Consider the following 21,692-nt stretch of genomic DNA (forward strand, 5'->3'; position numbering starts at 1 on the left):
TCGCCAGCGGCGGGCGTTTTGCTTGGGTGAGGCGGGTGGCCGGTGCGGCGCTGACGGCGTCTTGGCTGGCGGATTTTTTGGGAGTTTGCCCTTAAGCAGCTGAGCAGAAGTAAACGCACCGCCAGCCCGTTATGCTTCGCGGGGCGGACGCCAGATGAAGCATGACCGTTTTCTAAAAGCGCAACGAGTTTCCGCGTAGGCTCTGGGGCCGGCCGCACGCAACGTTGCGAAAAGAGATGAGTTAAGACTTGCGAATATGATGGCAGCTGACTACCATTGGCTTCAGCGTTTACTTATCTTGCTCATGTTCAACATCTCCCCCCCCGCTCCGGTTCTGTTTAAGTATCCTGATCCTGCTTGGCAGTCATTTGCCGGGGCGTGCCCAGGCCCGGGTAGAGCTTAATCCCAATCCGCCCTACAACGTTGGCGTTGGCGCCGGCTACGTCAGCAACTCGCCCAACAGCCCAGCCTACACCTTGTTCCTGGATAACTTTTCCGGCTCTACGCCCCAGTACCCGTCCCTGCTCAAGATTTCGCGCAGCGGGCGCGCCGCTTTCAACCGCCGGGACTACGGCGACCCGGACTGCGGGCTGAGCGTGGGATTGGGCATGGGCAGCGTAGCCCTAGATGACCTGGGCGGAACCTTTAACGCCACGCTCAACAATCCGCTCGTGCCCACCGGGGCGGCCTGCATCGGCCTGAATGCCATTCGGCAGGCCAACTTCGATGGTTATTTTCGGCTGGAGCCCCGTGCCGGGGCCAATGGTGGCGCGGTGGTGTGGGCCAACAACGAGGGGGCGCTGCACTTCAGCACTGTACCCAGCAGCAGCGGCACCTACGCCAACTGGGTGTCTTCTTCGGCGGTGGCCAGCACCTACAGCCGCTTGAAGATTCACCCGGACGGGCGCGTGCAAATTGGACGGGGACCTACTACTGCATCGCCGCACTTTGCCAACTATCGCCTGGCCGTGGACGGTAAGCTGGTGGCCCAATCCATTCACGTGGTGGGCCCCGTGGACTGGGCCGACTTTGTATTTGCGCCCACCTATCGGCTGCTGCCCCTGCCCGAGCTGGAGCGTTACCTGCAACAGCACCGCCACCTGCCGGGTATTCCCACGGCCCAAGAGGTAGAGGCCCAGGGCGTGGACCTGGCCGCCATGCAGGCCAAGCTGCTTCAGCAGGTGGAAGAGCTGACCCTGCGCGTGATTGAGCTGGACAAGCAGAACCAGCAGCTTCGCAGTGAAGTGAAGGCGCTGACGGGCCAAGAGCGTTGAGCCTTGGCCTCCTACAGCATACAAACGAGTCCCCTTCTTCCTCAGCTGATGAAAACGACTTTACTCGTCCTTGGTAGTCGTGCCCTCTTATTGACTGGTCTACTGGCTCTACCCATGTTTGTCGTCGCCCAGGCTCCGGCTTTTGACCAAGCCCAGACCTGCGGCCAGCCACTAAACGCCAGTAGTCAAGCGTCCCCCAATGGTATCGTGGCCGACACGCAGGGCAACACCTACGTGGCCGGCAGCTTCACCGGCACGGTAAGCTTCGGCGCCACCACGCTCAGTACGGCTGACGCGGACGCCTTCGTAGCCAAGCGCGACGCCAGCGGGACCTGGCTCTGGGCCGTGCGCGGCGGCGGCCCGGACACGGACGCCTGTCAGGCGTTGGCCATGGATACCCAAGGCAACGCGTACGTGGCAGGCCACTTCGCCCGCGGCACGCGCGGCACGCCCGCCACGGCCACCTTCGGCAACACGGTGCTGACTACAGCCGGCGAGGCAGACGCCTTTGTGGCCAAGCTCGACGGCAACACCGGTCAATGGCTCTGGGCTCAGAGTGCCGGCGGCGGCAACAGCTTCAGCGGTGCCGACGATTTGGCTACGCACCTGGCATACGATGGGGCGGGCGGTCTATTCGTAGGCGGTACCTTCAGCGGTCCGGTCAGCCGCTTCGGCCCCACGGCGCTTTACAATACAGGAATTGCCACCAGCACCAATCGGCGAGACCTGTTCATAGCCCACCTGAACGCCACGACTGGCGCGTGGGACTGGGCCCAAAGCGCCGGGTACGGCCCTGGGCACGACGGAATCCTGAGCTTGGTCAGCGACGGATGGAGCAATGCATATTTAAGTGCTTATTCTGAGGGCGCGCTAACGTTTGGTACGTCAACTCTGCCCTACAGTCGTGGTAGTGCCTTGGCTAAGGTAGACGCTATTGGACAATGGCAGTGGGCGCAAACTTTGGTGGGCAGCTACGGCGCTTATTCTGGAATCAATGGACCCGGTGTTACTGAAGCCAGAGCATTGGCTCTAGACGGCAGCGGGCACCTATACGTAGCGGGCTTCTTTACTGGCGCCACCGCCCGCCTGGGTGCCACTACATTAACCAACGTCAGCGGCAGCTACACTGACATCCGCCCCTCTCCGCCCATCACTTACCAGCACCCCGACGCGTTCATTGGCCGTCTTAATGCGGGCACTGGTACCTGGCAATGGGCTCAGCGCACTGGCGGCGCAGGACAAGAAACCATGTACGGATTGTTGATTAGAGGTCATCGCCTTTATATAAGTGGGGGATTTGGCCCGAATGATGGTTCATTCGGTCAGGCGACACTCACAAGCACAGGCCAACAAGATGCGGTAGTAGCCGCCTTAGACACCGCTGGGACTTGGTTGTGGAACGTTCAGATTGGCGGCACGGGTAGCGAGTCTATTTGGCCGGTCAGCAGCGACGCAGCTGGGCGCTTGCACCTAATCGGAGCTTCTAGTGGCAGCAATTCTATTTCGTTGCCACCACTTTCCCTGGCCGCTGCCCCTGGCTCGGCCACTTACTTCTTGGCTCGTATGTCCGGCGGTGCCCTTCCTTCCAAGTCTTCAGATGTGGGCGTCGCCTTTCAAGTATATCCTAACCCAGCCCGCGACCAAGTGACGGTGCAAGGCCTGCCGCCGAGCAGCGCCGTGCAGGTGCTCGACGCGCTGGGCCGCCGCGTGGCCCAGGGAGTAATGCCCCGGCAAGGGCCGTTGCGGCTAGTCCTCCCCGCTCAGTTGCCGGCTGGCCTGTACGTGTTGCAGGCCCAGGGCCAAAGCCAAAAATTGATTATTGAATAACGTTGTCAAATCTGGTATATGCGTCACCACTACTGCTTACTGTTTATCGGTTTCGGTCTTAGCTCGCTGGCTCAAGCGCAGGGAAATAATCCGCTTACCGGCAACGTACTCGTTCGCAACGCTTATCAGAACAATTCCTTGCTCGCTGAAACCAGTATCGAGCTTCAGCCTGGTTTTTCCGTCGATGCCCCCGGCTTTTCGGCTGCCATTGGCCGGCCCTACGCACAGGGCGGTCAATGGCGAGGCGTTTATAACTGGCCTATCGTTGGCATCCATACGCACGTACTGCCAAGTGGCAAAGTGCTGACGTGGCAAGGCCACAACGACAACTCACACGGGCACACTGGAGTCTACGATTGGGACCCAGCCACCAACGCGCTGAACCTACTGCAGACGGTGCACGACAATATTTTTTGCAGCGGTCATACATTACTACCAGATGGCCGCCTGTTCGTAGCTGGCGGCCATGACCGCTACTACGAATCAGTGACACCTCAACCAAACCCTCCTGACCCTGACAATCCATTCAACGTCACTTATATCGGTGGGCTAAAGCTTACTTACACTTACGATTATTCAAGACCTGTTGCGACAGCCTGGCAACAGCAAACCGATATGAAGCGAAACCGCTGGTATCCTACCACTACTGTTTTAGGAAACGGCAGCGTCCTGAGTGTATCAGGGGAAACCGAACCAATAATTGTGATGAATGCGCAAGACCAGAACCGCTACCGTCCCGAACTCTGGCAAAACGGCGGCTGGTCCTGGTTGATGAATGCGGACCGGGAGCGGCGGCTTCCGCTCTATCCCATGATGTTCCTGGCCCCTGACGGCCGGGTATTCAACGCCGGGCCCAACAAGCTGACCGGCTATATTGACGTGGTTAACGGCGGCACCTGGACGGACGGGCCCGAGCACCAGCTTGGCGCGGCGGTACCGCCGGTGGGCGACGCCAATCGGTATTTCCACGGAGCCCACCACGAGGGCACGGCGGTGATGTACGAGCCGGGCAAGATTCTGGTCATCGGCGGCTCGGGGGCGGGCGGCGTCACCAATACCGTGGAGCGCATCAACCTGAACGATGCCACGCCGCAGTTTCAGTACGATGCCTCGATGGCATACCCGCGGGCGCACGTCAACTCAACGGTGCTGCCCGACGGCTCGGTGCTGGTGACGGGCGGTATCCCGAACGGGGACAAGCGCGACATCGACGCCATACTGCCGGCGGAGATGTGGACGCCGCCGGCTTCGGGCAGCGGCCCGGGCTCCTGGACTACCCTGAACCCGATGGGGGAGCCGCGCCTGTACCACTCCACGGCCGTGCTGCTGCCCGACGGGCGGGTGCTGTCGGCGGGCGGCGGGCACGGCGGCGGCTACACCGACCACCCCACGGCGGAGGTGTTCAGCCCGCCCTACCTGTTCAAGGGGCCGCGGCCGGAAATCAGCTATGCCCCGGCCACTACCAGCTACGGGCAGCCCTTTGCCTTCAACTCGCCCACCCCTGGCCAGATTGACGCCGTCACCTGGATCCGGCTGTCGTCGGTGACGCACTCGTTCAATATGAACCAGCGTTTTCTGCGGCTGCCCATCACGGCCCGCACCGGCACCAGCGTAACCGTCACGGCCCCGGCCAGCCCCAATGACTGCCCGCCTGGGCACTACATGGTATTCGCGCTCCGCAACGGGGTGCCCTCCGAAGCCCGCATCGTCTCCATCAGCAACAACCCCTGCGCCGCCAGCATTTCCCTGACCACCAGCATCAGCCAGTACAGCTGCGGGGCCACGGCCACGGCCGACGTTAGCGGGAGCAACCTGGGCGGCAGCTACCGCTGGTACCTCAACGGCGTGCACCAGCCCGCCTTCGACGGTCAGCCCTCGGCGGTAGCCCAGCTGACGAACTGCGCCAGCCAAGCGGCGTTTGCGGTGGAGGTTATTCCGGCGTGCGGTGGTGCCCCACTGACTGCCTCACAAACCGTCAGCGCCGGCCCGTTCGGGCAGGGCGGTACGCTCTGCGCCTGTGAGTGAGGTATGGGAGCCGGCGGCAAGCCACAGAAGCTGCACTTAGCCCGTCATGTCGAGCCCCGCGAGACATATCGCGTGCTGACTTCTACCAGTATCCTATTCGATCAACGAGCAGATTACCACCCAGCGAGATGTCTCGCGGGGCTCGACATGACGGCCAGGTTTGGTTGTTCAGAAACGCAAAAAGGCCCGCGACGAGAGTCGTGGGCCTTTTCCGGTGCATGAAAAACTTTTAATCGTTAGCAGTATTCGGCAAACGCGCCCTGAAGGTTGTCGACCAGGCGCATTAAATCGTTGCCTTCGATGTGGTAGCGCTCAATCATGTGCACCAGCTCGCCGTCCTTGAACAGGGCAATGCTGGGCGAGGAGGGCGGGTAAGGCAGCATGAACTCGCGGGCTTTGGCTACGGCTTCGGTTTCCATGCCGGCAAACACGGTCACGAGCTTGGCGGGCTTCTTGTCGGCGGCCGACAGGGCCATTTTCAGGGCCGGGCGGGCCTTGGCGGCGGCGCAGCCGCACACCGAGTTGACGGCCACCAGCACGGTGCCTTCCTGTAGGTTGAGGGCCGATTCCACTTCTTCGGGCGAGTAAAGCTGCTCGAAGCCAGCTTCGACGAGGTCCTGGCGGATGGGCGCCACCATGTATTCGGGGTACATTGCCATGATTGACAAAGGCTTGAGGGGTAGGAAAATCCAGTTGCTGCGCGCGGCCGGAGCCGCGGCCGACAAAATTACGCAAACTCCGCTTGGGCGGAGTGCGTGTATAACCCGCTGCCGGGGGGTAGAAGTTTGCCCGCCCTATATATTTTTCCGCCGATGACCTACGCCGACTTCACTGCTACTCTCACCGCCCCGGCTCCGCCCGCCACGCTGCCGGCGCTGCTGCGGGCCCTGTGGCTGGAGCACCACGGCCGCTGGGCAGCCGCCCACGATATTGCCCAGCAGGACGAAACCGACCCGCTCAGCTGCTGGCTGCACGCTTACCTGCACCGCCGCGAGGGCGACGCGGCCAACGCCGGCTACTGGTACCGCCGCGCCGGCCGCCCGCGCTTCGCCGGCTCGGAAGCGGAGGAGTGGCAGGCGCTGGTGCGGGCGGGGCTGGCTGCGTCGGATAAAAGCCCGTCATCCTGAGGCGCAGCCGCAGGACCTGCCTCCTGCCCTGCACCGCCGCACCTACGAAGTGTCGACGCTTTTCGGGAACCGCTTCAATGATGCAGCGACGCCACCAATACCAGCATGTTGGTGGCAGCACTTTTAGCCTGCTGCCGAAAGAACGTCGGCGCCTTGCTGTTACCGGCGGTGCCAGGTTCGAGGAAGGTCCTTAGCTACGCCTTCCTGCGGTTCGCTCTGCTCAGGATGACGTGCTTTTTATCCACTCCTCCAGCCATCTGCTCTTCTTTCATCCACCGCCTTCCGCATCTCCGGAAAAATGCAATATATTTCGACAAGTTCCTTCACCACACCTTGGGCCTAAGTCGGCTATGAAACAATACTTATTCCTGTTTGGATGCATGCTGACGGGTTCCGCCGCCCAGGCGCAGACCGATACCGTGCGGGCCTCTACCCTGCCGCCGGCCCAGCTGGCCGAGAAATATTACAATAGCGGCGTCGCTAAGTTCAACGACAAAAGCTACAACGCCGCCCTTCAGGACTTCGACCGGGCGCTGGCCGCCAAGCCCGATTTTGCCCGGGCTTACTACAACCGCGCCGCCACCCGCTACGAGCTGAAGCAGTACGCCCCGGCTGTGCAGGACTACAACGAAGCCATCCGCCTCGACCCCTCGACGTTTACGGCCTGGTACGGCCGCGCCCAGGCCCGGCAGGCCCAGGGGCAGGCCGCCGAAGCCGAGCAGGACTACGGTAAGGTGACCGAGCTGAAGCCCGACTACGCCGCCGCCTGGTACGACCGCGGCGCCCTGCGCTTCGAGAAGGGCGACTACCAGGCCGCCCTGCAGGACTTCACCCAGGCCACCAAGGTCGATGCGAAGTACGCCTACGCCTGGCACGACCGCGCCTCGGCCGAGCGGCAGCTGGGCCAGCCCGAAGCCGCCGTGCGCGACTACACCGAGGCCCTGCGCCTCAACCCCGACCTGCACGTGGCCCTGCTCAACCGCGCCGCCGCCAAGCGCCGCCTCAAAGACTACAAAGGCGCCTTGGAGGACTACTCCGACTACCTGCGCCGCCGCTCCGACGACCCGGTGGGCTACCTCGGCCGCGCCGGGGCCCGATACGAAGCCGGCGAGTACCAGGCCGCCGTGGACGACCTGACGCAGGCCCTGAAGCTGCGGCCCGACTACGCCCTGGCCCTGAACAACCGCGCCGCTGCCTACCAGCAGCTTAAAAACTACAAGGCCGCCGAAGCCGACGCCTCGGCCGCCATCAACCAGAACCCGCAGTACGCCGAGGCCTACCTCAACCGCGGCCACGCCCGCGAAATGCTGCGCAACGTGCCCGGCGCCTGCGCCGACTGGCGCAAAGCCGCCGAGCTGGGCATCACCGCCGGCACCGCCTACGCCGCCAACTCGGGCTGTGAGCAATGATTGAATGACCAATTGATTGAATGATTGAATGGCAAAACCCACTCAATCATTCAATCACTCAATCATCCAGTCATTCAATCACTCAATCATTGCCCCCATGCTTAGATATCTATACACCGCTTCCTTCGTGCTGCTGACCACGCTGAGTGCCGCCGCGCAGAACGTGGAATTCTCCAAGGACGAGTTCAAGGGCGACAAGGAAAGCCTCAAGAATGCCCAGAAGGAGCTGAAGGAAGCCAACAGCTGGTACGAAACCGACCCGCCGCGCTACGAGCAGGCCCTGCCGCACTTCCTGGCCGCCCAGCAGGTGAATCCCAACAACGCCCAGCTCAACTTCCGCATCGGGCACTGCTACCTGAACTCCACCTACAAGGCCAAGGCCCTGCCCTACCTGCAGAAGGCCTACCAGCTCGACCCGCAGGTGGACGCGCGCATCCGCTACATGCTGGGCCGCGGCCTGCACCTGAACGCCCGCTGGGAAGAGGCCATTGCCGAGTACAAGGCCGCCCAGCCCGCCGCCGGCAGCAAAAACGCCACCGCCCAGCAGAATGACATCCGCAAAAAGATTCAGGAGTGCGAAGCCGGCCTGGCCTTGATGAAAACGCCCACCCGCGCCTTTATCGACAACGTGGGCACGGCCATCAACACGCCCTACCCCGAGTACGGCCCGGTCATCACGGCCGATGAGTCGGTGATGCTGTTTACCTCCCGCCGCGACGGGGGCGTGGGCGACGAGAAGGACCCGTTTATCGGGGGCTACTTCGAGGACATCTGGCAGTCGGTGAAGGGCAAGGACGGGCAGTGGCAGGCGGCCCGGAACCTGGGGCCGACGGTGAATACCAAGGGCCACGACGCGGTGGTGGCCCTCTCGCCCGACGGGCAGAAGCTGGTGACCTACGTGGAGGACGGCGCCGGCGACCTGCACGAAGCCGACCTGAAGGGCTCGGCCTGGAGCAAGCCCGGCTCGTTGGGCCGGCGCGTCAACGGGGGCCAGTCGCACGAGTCTTCGGCGGCGTACGCACCCAACGGGCGCATGCTGTACTTCGTCAGCAACGGCTCGGAGGAAAGCTCCCGCGGCGGCCACGACATCTGGCGCCTCGACGTGGAGGGCAAGGGCAAGGCCGAAAACCTAGGCTCCGTCATCAACACGCCCTACGACGAGGACGGCATCTTCGTGCACCCCGACGGCAAGACCATCTACTTCTCGTCGCAGGGCCACAATTCCATGGGCGGCTACGACATCTTTCGCTCGGAGTGGAAAAACGGGCAGTGGACCAAGCCCGAAAACCTGGGCTGGCCCATCAACACCCCCGACGACGACGTGTTCTTCGTGCTGTCGGCCTCGGGCCGCCACGGCTACTTCGCCTCCTCCCGCGACGATTCGCAGGGCAGCCGCGACATCTACATGATTACCTTCCTGGGCCCGGAGAAGCCGCCGGTTATTTCCTCCGAGGAGCCGCTGCTGGCCTCCCGCGCCGCCCCGGTGCGGCAGACGCTGCTGGCCCCGGCCGTGCCCATTGCCACTGCCCAGGTCACCATTCTGAAGGGCACCGTGACGGACGCCGACTCCAAGCAGCCCATCGAGGCCACCATCGAGCTGGTCGACAACACGCTGAGCCAGACCATTGCCTCGTTCCGCTCCAACTCGCAGTCGGGGCGCTACTTGGTGTCGTTGCCCTCGGGCGTGAACTACGGCATCGTGGTGCGCAAGGAGGGCTACCTGTTTCACTCCGAGAACTTCGATTTGCCCCAGGGCGCGGCCTACTCGGAAGTGGTGAAGGACATTCCGCTCAAGAAGCTGGACGTGGGCGCCAAGGTGGTGCTCAACAACATCTTCTTCGACTTCGACAAGGCCACGCTGCGCAAGGAAAGCACCGCCGAGCTGGAGCGCCTGGTGCAGCTGATGACCACCGAGTACCCCGCGCTGCGCATTGAAATTTCGGGCCACACCGACAACGTGGGCAAGGCCGAGTACAACAAGGACCTCTCGCAGCGCCGCGCCAAGGCCGTGGTCGATTACCTCACCGCCCACGGCGTGGCCGCCGCCCGCCTCACCTCCGCCGGTTACGGCGACACTCAGCCCGTGGCGCCCAACACCAGCAAGGAAGGCCGGCAGCTGAACCGCCGCACCGAGTTTAAGGTGGTGGCTAAATAAGAATCACGGATTGGTGCGGATTTGACGGATTACACGGATTTTGTAGACGATTGTCGTCCGGGTGGTGCCACGACTTCATAATCGTGGCACCACTGCGTTTAAGGCGCATCCGCGTGCAGGATTCCCTAAGGGGCCTCCGCCGCATGGAATTGCTCATGTAGGATTCCCTCAAGGGTTCCACCGGACGGAAACGAGTGTGGCGCATTTCCCAAGGGCTTCTCCCGGCCGGAAATGGGCATTGCGCCAATGCGCAACGGGCAGTACCAGCCGGCGCCGCCGTAGTATCAGCACCTGCGTCCTGCTCCGCGGCTCAATCCAAGTCGTAGTACCGCTCGAAGTAGCCGTCGAAGCTGCGGTGCTTGCCCAGGCCGATGGTGTCAAACTCATCCAGCCACCCCTGACGCTGCACACCCAGCAGCCGCAGCGCCGCGTTGATGCCGCCACGGGTGGCGGGCATGATGGTTTGGTCGCCTTCGTACACGGCGGCGTACTGCTCCCCCGTGCCGCCGAAGTAGTCGGTGCTGATAAGGGCGTAGCGGCCGAGGCCCAGCGCCCGGGCGAAGAACCGGGTCACGTCGTTGTCGAGGATAATGTCGGAGTAATTGCGGTGCGGAATACCGAGCTGTTCGGCCCAGTAGTCACTGTGCCAGGCATTCAGCCCAATGATGGTAAAGCCGTTTTCAAGGAAGCAGGGCAGCTCGTAGCGGGCAGCCTGCGCCTGGTCGGCGGGGCTGGCGGTGACCAGGGCGCTGATGTGGTGGCCCATTACTGCGGGTCGGTATCGACGTCGATTACGATGCGCGCGGGGGCCACCGCGGCGTCGGCGTAGTAGCAAGTCCACATGTCGGCGGGGGTGAGACCCTGGATGGTGTTGCCGGGCTCGATGACCACCCCATTTTCGTAGATGTAATTGGCGTAGCTCCACACCGCGCCCACCACCTGGTTGGGGTCCATTTCCTGGAACAGAATCTGAAAGTCCGGCAGCCCCAGCGCGTGCAGGCCGAGCGTGTCCACTAGCATCTGGCCCTCGGCGCCGTCGGCAATGTTGAAAAAGCGCACGTTGAGCAGCCCGTTCAGCACGTCCGGCTCCTCGTCCGTCACGGCCAGCACGTAGGCAAACGGGTTCACCAGCTTGTCGCTCGCCCCGAAATGCACCGCCTGCGGCCGGGTAGCTTTAATGAGGGCCACCACAAACTTCTGGAAGTACCCCACCCGCTGCTGATGCTCCAGCCCGCGCGACATCATATCCGTGACGAGGAACTCATACCGGCACTGCTGCACCACGTCGGCCGCCTCGGGCCAGTGCCAGCTTTGCGTCAGCGCCGCGGCGACGGATTCCGGATCAAATTGCGGCTCTTCGGCCAGTAGCACCGCGCCCTGCGCAGGCACGCGGGCATCCTGGTACTGCACGCTGTAGTCGGGGAAGAAATAGAGCAGCGCGTTGCCCTCGTTGTCCGCCTCGTCGACGCGGGCAAACTCGTTGCGCAGCTCGGCGGTTATGCGGGCCTGATCCAGGCTGATGGGCTGCGCAAACAGAAACCGCACGTGCAGCATCTGCGGCGCATTCTCCACCGACTCTTCAGACGAAGCGTTGGCCGGGTCGTTTTCAGGATTGATGAAGTCGGATGACATAATGCAGGGACGTCGAGGAGGCAAAGCAACAGCAGTGGCCCAAGCTACTCCAAGTTGCGCACCAATGCACAGTCCACCCCGAACCCAAAGGCCAATCGTCCACGAAATCCGTGTAATTCGTCAAATCCGCAAGAATCCGTGATTAGCTTTGTACATGGCCGAATCGTCCCGTGACATCATTCTGAAGCGCATCCGCACGGCCCTGCAGCAGCCCAGCCCGCAGCAGCCGGCCGTGCCCAACTTCACCGCCCCGCTGTTCCCCGCCCCGGCCGACGACCTGACCATCAGCTTCGCCGAAAGCTTCGTGCGGGCCGGCGGCACGTTCTACTATTGCGCCAGCGAGGAGCACTTCTACGATTTGCTCTACGCCCACAAAAAGGAGCGGCAGATCGGCAACCTGTTCGTGTGGGAGCCGGAGCTGAAGAAGCTGCTGCACGCGGCCGGCATAGTCCACCAGGGCGACGAAGCCGACTTTATTGCCCACGCCGACGCGGGCCTGACCACCTGCGAGGCCCTGGTGGCGCGTACCGGCTCGGTGCTGCTCAGCGCGGCCACCGCCAGCGGCCGGCGCCTGAGCATCTACCCCGATCAGCAGCTGGTGTTTGCCCGCGCCTCCCAGGTAGTGGCCGACATCAAGGACGCGCTGCAGCTGGTGCTGGACAAGTTCGGCGGGCTCGACAAGCTGCCGTCCATGCTGTCGTTGGCCACCGGCCCCAGCCGCACCGCCGACATCGAAAAGACCCTGGTGCTCGGCGCCCACGGCCCGCGCAGCATCACCCTGTTTTTGCTTGATGACCTCCCCACTGCCTGAGCTGCCGCCCCTGCCGCTGCCGCCCGGCCGCAAGGTGTACCTGGCCTCCGATTTTCACCTCGGCGCCCCCAACCCAGCCAGCTCCCGGGAACGGGAGCGGCGCATCGTGCGCTGGCTGGATATGGCCGCCCGGGACGCGGCGGCCATCTACCTCGTGGGCGACATATTCGACTTCTGGTTTGAGTACCGCCACGCCATTCCCCGCGGCTTTATCCGCCTGCAGGGCAAGCTGGCCGAGCTGGTCGACGGCGGGCTGCCGGTGACCTTCTTCACCGGCAACCACGACATGTGGATGTTCGGCTACTTCACCCAGGAGCTGGGCATTCCGGTGCTGCGCCACCCCATCAGCCTCAGCATCGGGGAGCAGCGCTTCCACATCGGCCACGGTGACGGGCTGGGGCCCAAGGACTACACCTACAAGGTGCTCAAGCGCATTTTTGCCTCGCCGGTGGCCCAGTGGCTATTTGCGCGCATTCACCCCAACGTGGGCATCGGCATTGCCAACGCCTGGAGCCAGCGTAGCCGCCTGAGCAACTCGGCCAAGGACGACGTGTACCTCGGCGACGAGGAGTGGCTGCTGGTGTACTGCCGGGAGCTGGAAAAGCGTTTTCACCACGACTACTACGTGTTCGGCCACCGCCACCTGCCCCTCGACGTACCCGTGGGGGACCGGAGCCGCTACGTCAACCTCGGCGAGTGGGTCAATTATTGCACGTACGGCGTCTACGATGGCCACACCCTGTCCCTGGAGCGTTTTGAAGGCTAATTTCCGGCGCGGCACCGCGGCTGGTTTGTTCTTGCTTGGGCTGACACCAGCCGCCCGGGCCCAGACGGCTACCACCCCGCCCACGGCCCCGGCCGAGGTGCGCCCGGCCGCCCAGCCGCCCGCTGCTCCGGCAGCCACGCCCGCTACCCTGGCCCTGGTGCGCACGGTGAAGCTGGCCCAGCCCGGCCCGGCCTCCCTGGACCGCAAAGGCAACCTCTACGTGACGGACGCGCAGAACAACCTGCGGCAGTTCGGGCCCGACGGGCAGGCGCTGGCCACTTACTCGCCCCCGCTGCCCGGCCACACGGCCCAGGTGGAAGCCTGGAACACCACTAAGATCCTGGTCTTCTACGACGACCGGCAGGAGCTGCTGCTGCTCGACCGGTTTCTCTCCCCCATCGGCGCCACGCGGCTGCCCGAGCTGGTCAACGACGGGCTGGTGCGCACCGCCACCCTGGCCCCCGACGACAACCTCTGGCTGCTCAACGAGAGTAACCTCACGCTGCAGCAGTACAGCTCAGCCCTGCGCCGCATCACCGTCAGCACCCCGCTCGACGTGCTGCTGGGCCGCAGCAAGCCCGATTTCCGCTTCCTGCGCGAGTACCAGAACAACCTCTACCTGGTCGACCGCGCCGGCGGCATCTGGGTCTTCGACAACCTGGGCAACTTCCGCAAAAAGCTCCCCTTCAGCGGCCTGAACTGGGTAGGCTTCCGCGGCGACGAACTGTACTACGTAAAAGACGGCCTGCTGCACTTCTACCACCTCTACAGCCTGCAGGAGCGCACTGTGCTGCTGCCCGTAGCCGACGCGGCCCACACCTTGGTGGGCGAGCAGTACCTTTACGCCTTTACGCCCGCGGGCTTTGCGGTGTATCAGCTGCCCCGCTAAGGCCCGCTCGTTGTCGACCCACCGGCAGTCCGCAACCTGAGCCAGCTACAATCCACAGGGGCTCCTACCGCAGTAAGCCCGCTACCTGATAATTATTTCCTGCCCAAACATTGCACTTGGCCTATTTACCTGTACATTTTCTACCAATCCAGGTGAATTGTTGCGTATTTGATTATGCCAGTGTTAGAAAAAGTCCGCCGGGCCGTGCGGCGGCATTTCGGGTTTTCCCGCACCGAAACCAACGGCTTCGCCCTCTTGCTCATCCTGCTGGTAGCTCTGCTGGCGGCGCCCTTGCTGCTGCGGCCGGCCCTACCCGCCTACGACCCCGGCCGTGACCGGCAGCAGCTCGATGAAGTAGCCGCTGAGCTGACTGCTGCCCGCCCCGCCGCGGCCACCCGCCGCCGCTACCCCGCGCGCCGCCCCGCCTACGCCCGCGTAGCGCGCATTCCGCTCACGCCCTTCGACCCGAACACCGTGGACGAAACCGGCTGGCAGGCCCGCGGGCTGCCGCGCTTCCTGGCCAAGCGGCTGGTAAAATACCGCGACGTTATCGGCGGCTTCAAGGCCAAGGAGCAGCTGCGCAAGGCCTACGGGCTTGAGGACAGCACTTACCAGCGCCTGGCGCCCTACCTGCTGCTGCCCGAGAGCCTGCCGCCGCGGGAGAAAAAGGAGTACGCCAGCCGCTACCCCGTCCGCAACACTCAGCCCGCGGCCCCGGGGCCGCCGCAGCCCGGCCGCTTTCCGCGCAAGCCGCGCAACCTGCAGCCCTTCGACCTGAACGCGGCCGATACCACCCAGCTCATGCAGATTCGGGGCTTTGGCCGGCGCCTTTCGCAGCGGGTGGTAGAGTACCGGGAGCGGCTGGGCGGCTTTATCAACGTGGGCCAGAGCGCCGAAATATACAGCCTGCGCGACGCGCCCGACCTGGTGGATAGCCTGCGCAAGTACACCTTCGTGGCACCTGGTTATCAACCCCAGCCCCTCAACGTGAACGAGGGCGCGTTCGAGGAAATCTGCCAGCACCCGTACCTGGGCAAGCGCCTGGCCCGCGTGCTGGTGGCCTACCGCCAGCAGCACGGCCGCTTCCGTCAGCCCGCCGACTTGCGCCAGATTCGCATCCTCGACGACGAAACCTACCAGAAGCTGCTGCCCTACCTCAGGTTCTGAATAAGGGAATGACTGGATGCTTGAATAGGATGCCCCAATCAACCCTTCCCTTATTCAACCACCGACTTTAGACCAAAGGCGGACGCTTTGCGTAAGGCAGCGCATATGCTCCGGCTTGCCCGGCCGGGCCGATGCTCAAACTCTGCCTTTCGCCTATGCTGTTCGTGCTCCGTGACAAACTGGTTCCCCTGCTGATTTTCGTGCAGTCGGTGCTGTGCGGCTGCGCCAAGGACGCTGACCGCGGCGACTTTGAGCGCGTTAGCAAGGACTACAGCGTGCAGGCCGTAGGCCGCCTGCACAAGACCGAGGTAGTGGAAAGCTCCGGCCTGGCCTTGGCCGACAGCAGCGGCAACCTCTGGACCCACGGCGACGGCGGCAATACCACCTGGCTATACTTGGTCACGCCCCAGGGCGACCTGATTCGGACGCACCCGGTGCGTGGCGCTTCCAACGTGGACTGGGAGGACCTGGCCCAGGACCGGCAGCGTCGGCAGCTGTTCATCGGCGACTTCGGCAACAACGGCAACAAGCGCCGCGACTTGCGCATCTACCGCCTCTCGGGCGCCGATTTGAAAACGGTGGACACCATCCGCTTCCATTACCCCGATCAGCGGCAGTTTCCGCCCAAGAAAAAGGCCCGCAACTTCGACTGCGAGGCGTTTTTCTACCACAACGACAGCCTGTACCTGTTTACCAAAAACCGCGGCGAGGGCAACTGGGTAAAGGAATATCACCTCCCCGCCCGCCCCGGCCGCTACGTGGCCCGCCTGGCCGACAGCATCCGCATCAATACCTGGATTACCGCCGCCGATATCAGTCCCGACGGGCGCACCGTGGCCCTGCTTGGCTACGGCCACGTGTACCTGCTGCAGCCCCAGGCCGGGCAGCGCCTGTTCGATGGGGCCAAGAGCTGCCTGCCCCTGCCCTCCAGCGGGCAGGCCGAAGCCCTCACCTTCGTCGACGACCACGACTTCGTGGTCAGCAACGAGAAGGGGAAGCTGTTTCGGGCCCGCTACCGCGGCGACACGGCCAGCCGCTAAACAAACCGGCCGGCCCGGCGGTAATTTCTGCCTACCCCAACCAATTACCTTCCCATGCCCGAAACCATCCTGATTACCGGCGCCACCGGCACCGTCGGCTCCGAACTGGTGCGCGCCCTCAGCAACCGCGGCGCCCGCGTACGCGCCGGCGTGCACTCCATCATCAAGGGCGACCGGCTGCGCCAGTTCAACCCCGAGGTGCAGCTGGTGGAGTTGGATTATGACCGCCCCGCCACTCTTACGCCCGCCTTCACCGGCGTCGACCGGGTGTTTCTCATCACCCCCTTCGTCGAAAACCAGGTCGACATCAGCCGCACGCTCATCGACGCGGCGCGGGCCGCCGGGGTGCGGCAAGTGGTGAAGCTGTCGGCCCTGGGCGCCGAGGCCGAGCCGGGCATTCAGTTGGGGCGCTGGCACCGCGAGGCCGAGCAGTACCTGGCCCAAAGCGGGCTGCCCTACGCCATCCTGCGGCCCGCCAGCTTTCTGCAGAACTTCCTCACTTACCAGGGCGAGGCCATCCGGCAGCAGCGCAGCATCTTTATGCCGCTGGGCCAGGGCCGCGCCGGCTACATCGACGCCTTCGATATTGCCGAAGCCGCCGCCGCCATCCTCACCGACGACGTGCCCAAGCACCACGGCCGCGCCTACGCCCTTACCGGCCCGCTGGCCCTCACAGTAGAGGAAGTGGCCGCGGCCATCGGTCAGGCCACCGGCCAGCCCGTGCGGTACGTCGACGTGCCCGAGGAGGCCGCCCGCCAGGCCATGCAGGGCGCCCCGCAGTGGCTGGTCGACAGCATGGCGGAATTGAATGCCCTCATCCGCGCGGGGCACGCCGCGGCCGTTACGCCGGACGTGCAGCGCCTCACCGGCCGCGTGCCGCGTACCGTGCAGGAGTTTGCCCAGGAGCACCGGGCCGAGTTTCTGCCGGCTTAGCCGCTTGCAGTGGCGGCGCCGCACTTGCGCCTGCACACTCTTTCGGAAGAGGCGGAAATAAGCCCGGGTCAATAATCCTTGTTTTAAGGCCGCATCACTCTCAAAGGCCAAGCCCGGAGCAGGCATCTGCCCCGGGCTTAGCCTTTGTATCGATTGTCGTGATGAATCTGTTCAGGGAGTCGTGGTCAGCAAAATTCGCCTGTCATCCGACGTACGCGCCGGGAAGGATGCCTCTCTTCTTGATCAGTTTCGACAAAAAAAAGGGCCTTCGGCAACTGCCGAAGGCCCTTTTGCAATTAGCGGGGTGTCGACCTAGTAACGGTCGTCATCGTCGCGGCCGCTGTTGCGGCGCATCGAAGAACCCGAGCCGTAGTCCGAATCTTCGTCCTGGCTGCGGTATTGGTTGCGGTTTTGCTGGCCGTAGTTGCGGTTGCGGTCCTCGTTGCGCATGTCGCCGCGGGCGGGCGAGCCTTGGCGCGAGTTGCGGTTCGACGAGTCGTACTCGTCGTTGTAGGAGCCGCCGCGCGAGCCGTAGCCCTGGTCGGAGTTGCCCCCGTAGCCGCCGCGGCCTTCGTTGTAGCCGCTACGCGAGCCATAGTTTTCCTGCTGCGAGCCGTACGACGAGCCCGAGCGGCCGGAGCTGTACCGGTCGTCGTTGTAGCCGCCGCCGTAGCCGCCGCCCATCTGGCCGCCGCCCATGTTGCTGCGGCCGTAGTTGCCCTGGCTGCGGTTGTCGTCCTGGTTGCGGCGGCCCGAGCCTTGGTTGTCGTAGCCCCCGCGCGAGGAAGAGCGGTCCTGGTCTTCGCGCTGGTTGCGGGTGCTGTACTGGCCGTAGTCGTCCTGCTCCCGGCCGCCACGGTTGCCGCGGTTCTGGTCGTAGCCCCCGCCGCTCATCGACGAGCGGCCGTAGTCCTGGCTATAGCCCTGCTGGCCGTAGCGCGAGCCGTTGTCGTTGGAGCTGCGGTAGTCGTCCTGGTAGTTGCCCTGACCGCCGTAGCCGCCCTGGCCGCTACGGCCGCCCATGTTGCCGCGGTTGTCCCAGTCCTGCTGGTTGCCACCGCCGTAGTTGCGGCCCTGGTAGTCGCCACCCTGCGAGCCGCTGCGGCCCTGCTGGCCACCGCCCATGCTGCTACCGCCCTGCTGACCGTAGCCGCGCTCCTGGTAGCCGTACGAGTCGCGCTGGCCGTACTGGCTGTCCATCTGGCCCTGGCGCATCTCACCGTAGTTGTGGCCGCCCTGGCCGCCGCGGTTCTGGTCGTTGCGGTTGCCGTAATCCTGCTGATTACGGCCGCCGTAGTTGCTTTGCTGGCCGTAGCTGCCGCTGTAGCCGCCCTGGTTGCCGTAGCCGTTGCCACCCCGGTCGCCGCCGCGGTAGTCATCCTGGCCGTAGGAGTTGCCCTGGCGGCCGCGGTTGTAGCCGTCTTCGCCGTACTCGTTGCCGCGCGAACGGGTGTCGAAGTCGCGGTCCTGATTACCATAGCCGCCCTGCGTCGAGCCGTAGCCCTGCTGGCCGAATTCGCCGCGCCCGGCGCCGCTATACATGTTCTCGTCGCGGTCATGGTCGCGGTAGCTGCCCTGGGTGCTGTTGCCGAAGTTGCCGCCGTAGTTGTTGCGGTCCTGATCCTGCTGGCCGCCCGAGCGGTAGTTCTGGTCATTGCCCTGCTCCGACGACTGGCCTTTGCCCGAAGCCGAGCCGCTCTTGCTGCCCGAGGTCGAAGACTTCGATGCCGTGGCGCTGCTGCCCGACTTCTTGGCCGTAGTCGAAGCCGAAGAAGTTGAGCCCGTGGCCGACTTGCCGGCGCTGCTGCCCGACTTGCTGCTGGAGCTACCGGATTTGCTGGCGCCCGACTTGCTGCCGGTGCTGCCTTGGGCCGTGGTCGAGCCGGTGATGCCGCCCTGGCCCATGCTCGTTTCCGAGTTGGCCAGCGACTGGCTGGAAGTAGTCGAGCCCGACTCACGGTTGCTGGTGCTGCCGCTGGTCAGGCCCGAAGAGGAAGTGGAGGAACCGGGGTTGGTGCCGGTGTTACCTTGCATGCCGCCCGTAGTAGAGCCCATGCCCGACGCGTTGGTGGCGCCGCTGTTCTGGGCACCCGTCGAAGAGCCGGCATTCTGGTTCTTCTGGTCGTTCGGATTTTTGGTGTTGTCCGCCATGATGTGGAAGGTGTAGTTGGTTGGGTGAGAATTGGGAAAGCGGTTAAACTATACGCCGCCCCTGCCGTGGAGTTGTCCAAACGTCCACAATTCAGCTCCCGTCCCAGACGCGCCAAGCATCGTTACTTTCCTATTCAACCCGGGCTAAGTGCACAAAAAAGCCGCCCCGGCCCGGGGCGGCTTTTCGCGCGTTAGCAGCATGTAATCGGCTAGTTGGCCGCGCCGTCGGCCGGGGCTTTTTCCACCCGCACGCCCACCGACATAATGCCCGGCAGCACGTCCTGGCGCATGTACTGCTCCAGGGTAAGGCGGTAGGTGCCGGCCTGCGGAAAGCGCTGCCGCGGCATGGCCAGAAACTGGTGGTCGAAAATGTCGCCCATACCATTGCCGCGGGGCTCCCCGGTCTTCGGGTCCATCAAGATCATCTGGTGCAGCATGGGCTTGCCCACCGGCCCGCCGGGCCCGGTCAGCGTAGCCTTGATGTACAGGTTGTAGTAGCCATACATCGAGGCGTTGCGCACGTTCAGGTACACGTTATAAGCCTGCGCAGGGTCCTCAATCTTGAACTCGAACGCCGGCTTGGTCTGCACCGACCACAGGTAGGGCTGGCCGTTGGCTTCCAGGTCGGTATTGTCCTCGTACACGCGGTTCGCGTCGCAGGCCGCGAGGGCCGGCAGCAGGGCCAGCAGGGCGGCCCGGCGCAGCAGTGGAATAAAGCGCAGCATCGGTTAAGAAGCCGAAGGTGAAGGATTGGCCGGCGCCCCGCCGCCCGCCTCGGGGCCGCCGCGGCGGCCACCGCGGCGCGAACGGCCGCTCCGCTCGCCGCGGCCTTCCTCGCCCGGGGGCTTGGAAGCCGGGCCGCTGCCGTCGGGGGCCGGGCCGGCCGCGTTGCGGAAGCGCGGGTCGAAGCGCGGGGCCGGGCGGTCGGTGCGCGGGGCGTCGGTGGTTACGTTGGAGCGGCCGCGGCGGCTGCCTGAGCGGCCACCGGCCTTGGGGGCGCCAGCGGCGCCCTCGGCGGGCGGCGTGGCTTCCACCGGCGGCTTGGGCTTGGGCTCGGTGCGGGGCCGCGGGGCGTCTTTGGGCAAAGTAGCCGTGGGCTTGGGCTGCACGCCGGGGCCGGGGGCCACCGGGCCTTTCTCCTTGCCTTTTTTCTTGCGCTTGGCCCGCTTGCCCGCCTTGATTTTGTCGTCGAGGCGGTCGAGGGAGCCTTCCACGTGCTCCTGCACGCTGACTTCCACCACCGGCTCCGTCACGGGCGCCAGCAGGGTGTCGGGCTTTTCGCCGGCCTTGTTCAGGGCTTGGATTTCCTTCACGCGCTCGGTGGGCAGCATTATCCAGTTGTTGTCGCCGCGGAAGGCAAACCACATGCGCTTCTTGAAGATGTCGGTCTTCTGCAAAAAGGCGTCGCCCATCTGCGTCTGCAGGGGCCGCGACACCTGCGGAATGTCCTTGAGCGCGTCGAGGTAGGTTTCCAGCTCGTAGTTCAGGCAGCACTTCAGGCGGCCGCACTGCCCCGAGAGCTTGGCCGGGTTCAGGCTCAGGTTCTGGTAGCGCGCGGCGGTGGTGCTTACGCTCTTAAACTCCGTCAGCCAGGTGGAGCAGCACAGCTCCCGCCCGCAGGCCCCGATACCGCCCAGGCGGCCGGCCTCGTGGCGCAGGGAAATCTGGCGCATCTCCACCCGCACGCGGAATTCCTCGGCCAGGCGCTTAATCAGGTCGCGGAAATCCACGCGGTCCTCGGCCGAGTAGAAGAAGGTAGCGCGGGTGCGGTCGGCTTGGTACTCCACATCCGAGAGCTTCATCTTGAGGCGCAGCTCATCCACCACCGAGCGGGCCCGGAACATGGTGTTCAGCTCCAGCTCGCGGGCCGCTTCGTAGCGCTCCACGTCCTGGGCCGTGGCCACGCGGATGATGGTGCGGATGTCCTTGGAGTCCTGGGCGACCTTTTTCTTTTTCATCTGCAGGCGTACCAGCTCGCCCTTGAGCGAGACGTAGCCCAGGTGCCAGCCGTTGCCGCCGGCCTCCACCACCACCGCGTCGCCGGTGATGAGCAGCAGGCGCTTATCGTTGCGGTAAAACTCTTTGCGTCCGCCCTTGAAGCGGATTTCTACGAGGTCGAATTCCTGGAAGCCGGCGGGCAGGTCAAGGTCCTGCAGCCAGTCGAAAACGTTCAGGCGCGTACAGCCGCCCGACGAGCAGCCCCCTTTGGAGCCACAGCCAGAGGTGGCGCAACCGCCGCCGCTGGAACATGAAGTGCAAGCCACAGTGAGAATCTATATCAAGCAGGCCGCCGGTGGGCGGCCCGCGAACAACAATGGGGTTTCAAACAAAGATAAGCATTTCGGGAGGGGGTACGGGCCGGCAGGGATTAGGGCCCGCGGCTTCCCGTTTTGGGTCGCCCCTACCGGCCGTCAATCAGCCAGAGGCCGCTTGGTCACCCTCCTTTCCAATTTCTGGACTTTATCAATAGGCCGCTCATTGGCAGC

At 64.3% G+C, this 21,692-nt stretch carries 19 protein-coding genes; 12 read left to right on the forward strand and 7 right to left on the reverse strand.

Annotated features, from left to right (window positions below; translation table 11 throughout):
* Positions 1–368: 368 nt before the first annotated feature.
* Positions 369–1,274, forward strand: coding sequence for a coiled-coil domain-containing protein (locus EJV47_RS13615; RefSeq protein WP_126693710.1), 906 nt, complete (start codon positions 369–371; stop codon positions 1,272–1,274).
* A 48-nt stretch (positions 1,275–1,322) separates the two neighbouring features.
* A complete protein-coding gene (locus EJV47_RS13620; RefSeq protein WP_126693711.1) occupies positions 1,323–3,101 on the forward strand; it encodes a T9SS type A sorting domain-containing protein in 1,779 nt (592 codons plus the stop codon).
* Positions 3,102–3,137: 36 nt separating this feature from the next.
* Here EJV47_RS13620 and EJV47_RS28070 read toward each other — a convergent pair whose 3' ends face one another.
* Positions 3,138–3,377 (reverse strand): hypothetical protein, encoded by a 240-nt coding sequence (locus EJV47_RS28070; protein ID WP_165903756.1) that lies wholly within the window; start codon positions 3,375–3,377, stop codon positions 3,138–3,140.
* Between the two features lie 534 nt (positions 3,378–3,911).
* Between EJV47_RS28070 and EJV47_RS28075 the strand changes: the two genes are divergently transcribed.
* On the forward strand, positions 3,912–5,126 hold the full coding sequence (locus EJV47_RS28075) for a galactose oxidase early set domain-containing protein (RefSeq protein WP_165903757.1): 1,215 nt from the start codon (positions 3,912–3,914) through the stop codon (positions 5,124–5,126).
* Positions 5,127–5,362: 236 nt separating this feature from the next.
* On the opposite strand, the gene EJV47_RS13630 is transcribed toward EJV47_RS28075, so the two are convergent.
* On the reverse strand, positions 5,363–5,779 hold the full coding sequence (locus EJV47_RS13630) for a BrxA/BrxB family bacilliredoxin (RefSeq protein ID WP_126693868.1): 417 nt from the start codon (positions 5,777–5,779) through the stop codon (positions 5,363–5,365).
* Positions 5,780–5,938: 159 nt separating this feature from the next.
* On the opposite strand from EJV47_RS13630, the gene EJV47_RS13635 reads away from it, so the two are divergent.
* The 3 genes from EJV47_RS13635 to EJV47_RS13645 all read left to right on the forward strand — a co-directional run bounded on the left by EJV47_RS13635 (position 5,939) and on the right by EJV47_RS13645 (position 9,817).
* Entirely contained in the window at positions 5,939–6,253 is a 315-nt protein-coding gene (locus EJV47_RS13635; RefSeq protein ID WP_126693713.1) for a hypothetical protein, read from the forward strand.
* Positions 6,254–6,633: 380 nt separating this feature from the next.
* The gene (locus tag EJV47_RS13640) at positions 6,634–7,662 is read left to right on the forward strand and encodes a tetratricopeptide repeat protein (protein WP_165903758.1); all 1,029 of its coding nucleotides are present in this window, start codon (positions 6,634–6,636) and stop codon (positions 7,660–7,662) included.
* Between the two features lie 97 nt (positions 7,663–7,759).
* On the forward strand, positions 7,760–9,817 hold the full coding sequence (locus EJV47_RS13645) for an OmpA family protein (protein ID WP_126693715.1): 2,058 nt from the start codon (positions 7,760–7,762) through the stop codon (positions 9,815–9,817).
* 310 nt (positions 9,818–10,127) lie between these two features.
* Here the strand turns inward: EJV47_RS13645 and EJV47_RS13650 are convergent, their stop codons facing one another.
* Together EJV47_RS13650 and EJV47_RS13655 are read right to left on the reverse strand one after the other, a co-directional pair.
* The gene (locus tag EJV47_RS13650) at positions 10,128–10,583 is read right to left on the reverse strand and encodes a hypothetical protein (RefSeq protein WP_126693716.1); all 456 of its coding nucleotides are present in this window, start codon (positions 10,581–10,583) and stop codon (positions 10,128–10,130) included.
* Positions 10,583–11,449: a DUF4261 domain-containing protein gene (locus tag EJV47_RS13655; RefSeq protein ID WP_126693717.1), complete on the reverse strand. Its 867-nt coding sequence runs from the start codon at positions 11,447–11,449 to the stop codon at positions 10,583–10,585. Before EJV47_RS13655 ends, EJV47_RS13650 begins: the two co-directional genes overlap by 1 nt.
* Positions 11,450–11,603: 154 nt before the next feature.
* Between EJV47_RS13655 and EJV47_RS13660 the strand changes: the two genes are divergently transcribed.
* The 6 genes from EJV47_RS13660 (at position 11,604) to EJV47_RS13685 (ending at position 17,055) form a co-directional block, all read left to right on the forward strand.
* The gene (locus EJV47_RS13660; protein WP_207895887.1) at positions 11,604–12,260 is read left to right on the forward strand and encodes a LutC/YkgG family protein; all 657 of its coding nucleotides are present in this window, start codon (positions 11,604–11,606) and stop codon (positions 12,258–12,260) included.
* Positions 12,241–13,026: a UDP-2,3-diacylglucosamine diphosphatase gene (locus EJV47_RS13665; protein ID WP_126693719.1), complete on the forward strand. Its 786-nt coding sequence runs from the start codon at positions 12,241–12,243 to the stop codon at positions 13,024–13,026. The genes EJV47_RS13660 and EJV47_RS13665 overlap by 20 nt, the downstream gene beginning before the upstream one ends.
* The gene (locus EJV47_RS13670; RefSeq protein WP_126693720.1) at positions 13,016–13,915 is read left to right on the forward strand and encodes a hypothetical protein; all 900 of its coding nucleotides are present in this window, start codon (positions 13,016–13,018) and stop codon (positions 13,913–13,915) included. Before EJV47_RS13665 ends, EJV47_RS13670 begins: the two co-directional genes overlap by 11 nt.
* 174 nt (positions 13,916–14,089) lie before the next feature.
* The gene (locus EJV47_RS13675; protein WP_126693721.1) at positions 14,090–15,082 is read left to right on the forward strand and encodes a ComEA family DNA-binding protein; all 993 of its coding nucleotides are present in this window, start codon (positions 14,090–14,092) and stop codon (positions 15,080–15,082) included.
* A gap of 155 nt (positions 15,083–15,237) precedes the next feature.
* Positions 15,238–16,122, forward strand: a complete 885-nt coding sequence (locus tag EJV47_RS13680; RefSeq protein ID WP_126693722.1) for a hypothetical protein — start codon at positions 15,238–15,240, stop codon at positions 16,120–16,122.
* Positions 16,123–16,176: 54 nt separating this feature from the next.
* Positions 16,177–17,055: an SDR family oxidoreductase gene (locus tag EJV47_RS13685; protein ID WP_126693723.1), complete on the forward strand. Its 879-nt coding sequence runs from the start codon at positions 16,177–16,179 to the stop codon at positions 17,053–17,055.
* Positions 17,056–17,367: 312 nt separating this feature from the next.
* On the opposite strand, the gene EJV47_RS13690 is transcribed toward EJV47_RS13685, so the two are convergent.
* The 3 genes from EJV47_RS13690 to EJV47_RS13700 form a co-directional block, all read right to left on the reverse strand.
* Positions 17,368–19,206: a hypothetical protein gene (locus EJV47_RS13690; RefSeq protein ID WP_126693724.1), complete on the reverse strand. Its 1,839-nt coding sequence runs from the start codon at positions 19,204–19,206 to the stop codon at positions 17,368–17,370.
* Between the two features lie 209 nt (positions 19,207–19,415).
* Complete coding sequence (locus EJV47_RS13695; RefSeq protein WP_126693725.1) at positions 19,416–19,931, reverse strand: gliding motility lipoprotein GldH; 516 nt, start codon at positions 19,929–19,931, stop codon at positions 19,416–19,418.
* Positions 19,932–19,934: 3 nt separating this feature from the next.
* Positions 19,935–21,470 carry a PSP1 domain-containing protein gene (locus tag EJV47_RS13700; RefSeq protein ID WP_207895888.1) on the reverse strand — a complete coding sequence of 512 codons (1,536 nt, stop codon included), beginning with the start codon at positions 21,468–21,470 and terminating at the stop codon, positions 19,935–19,937.
* Positions 21,471–21,692 lie beyond the last annotated feature (222 nt).

It is taken from the genome of Hymenobacter gummosus (assembly GCF_003970915.1).
Lineage (GTDB): Bacteria > Bacteroidota > Bacteroidia > Cytophagales > Hymenobacteraceae > Solirubrum > Solirubrum gummosum.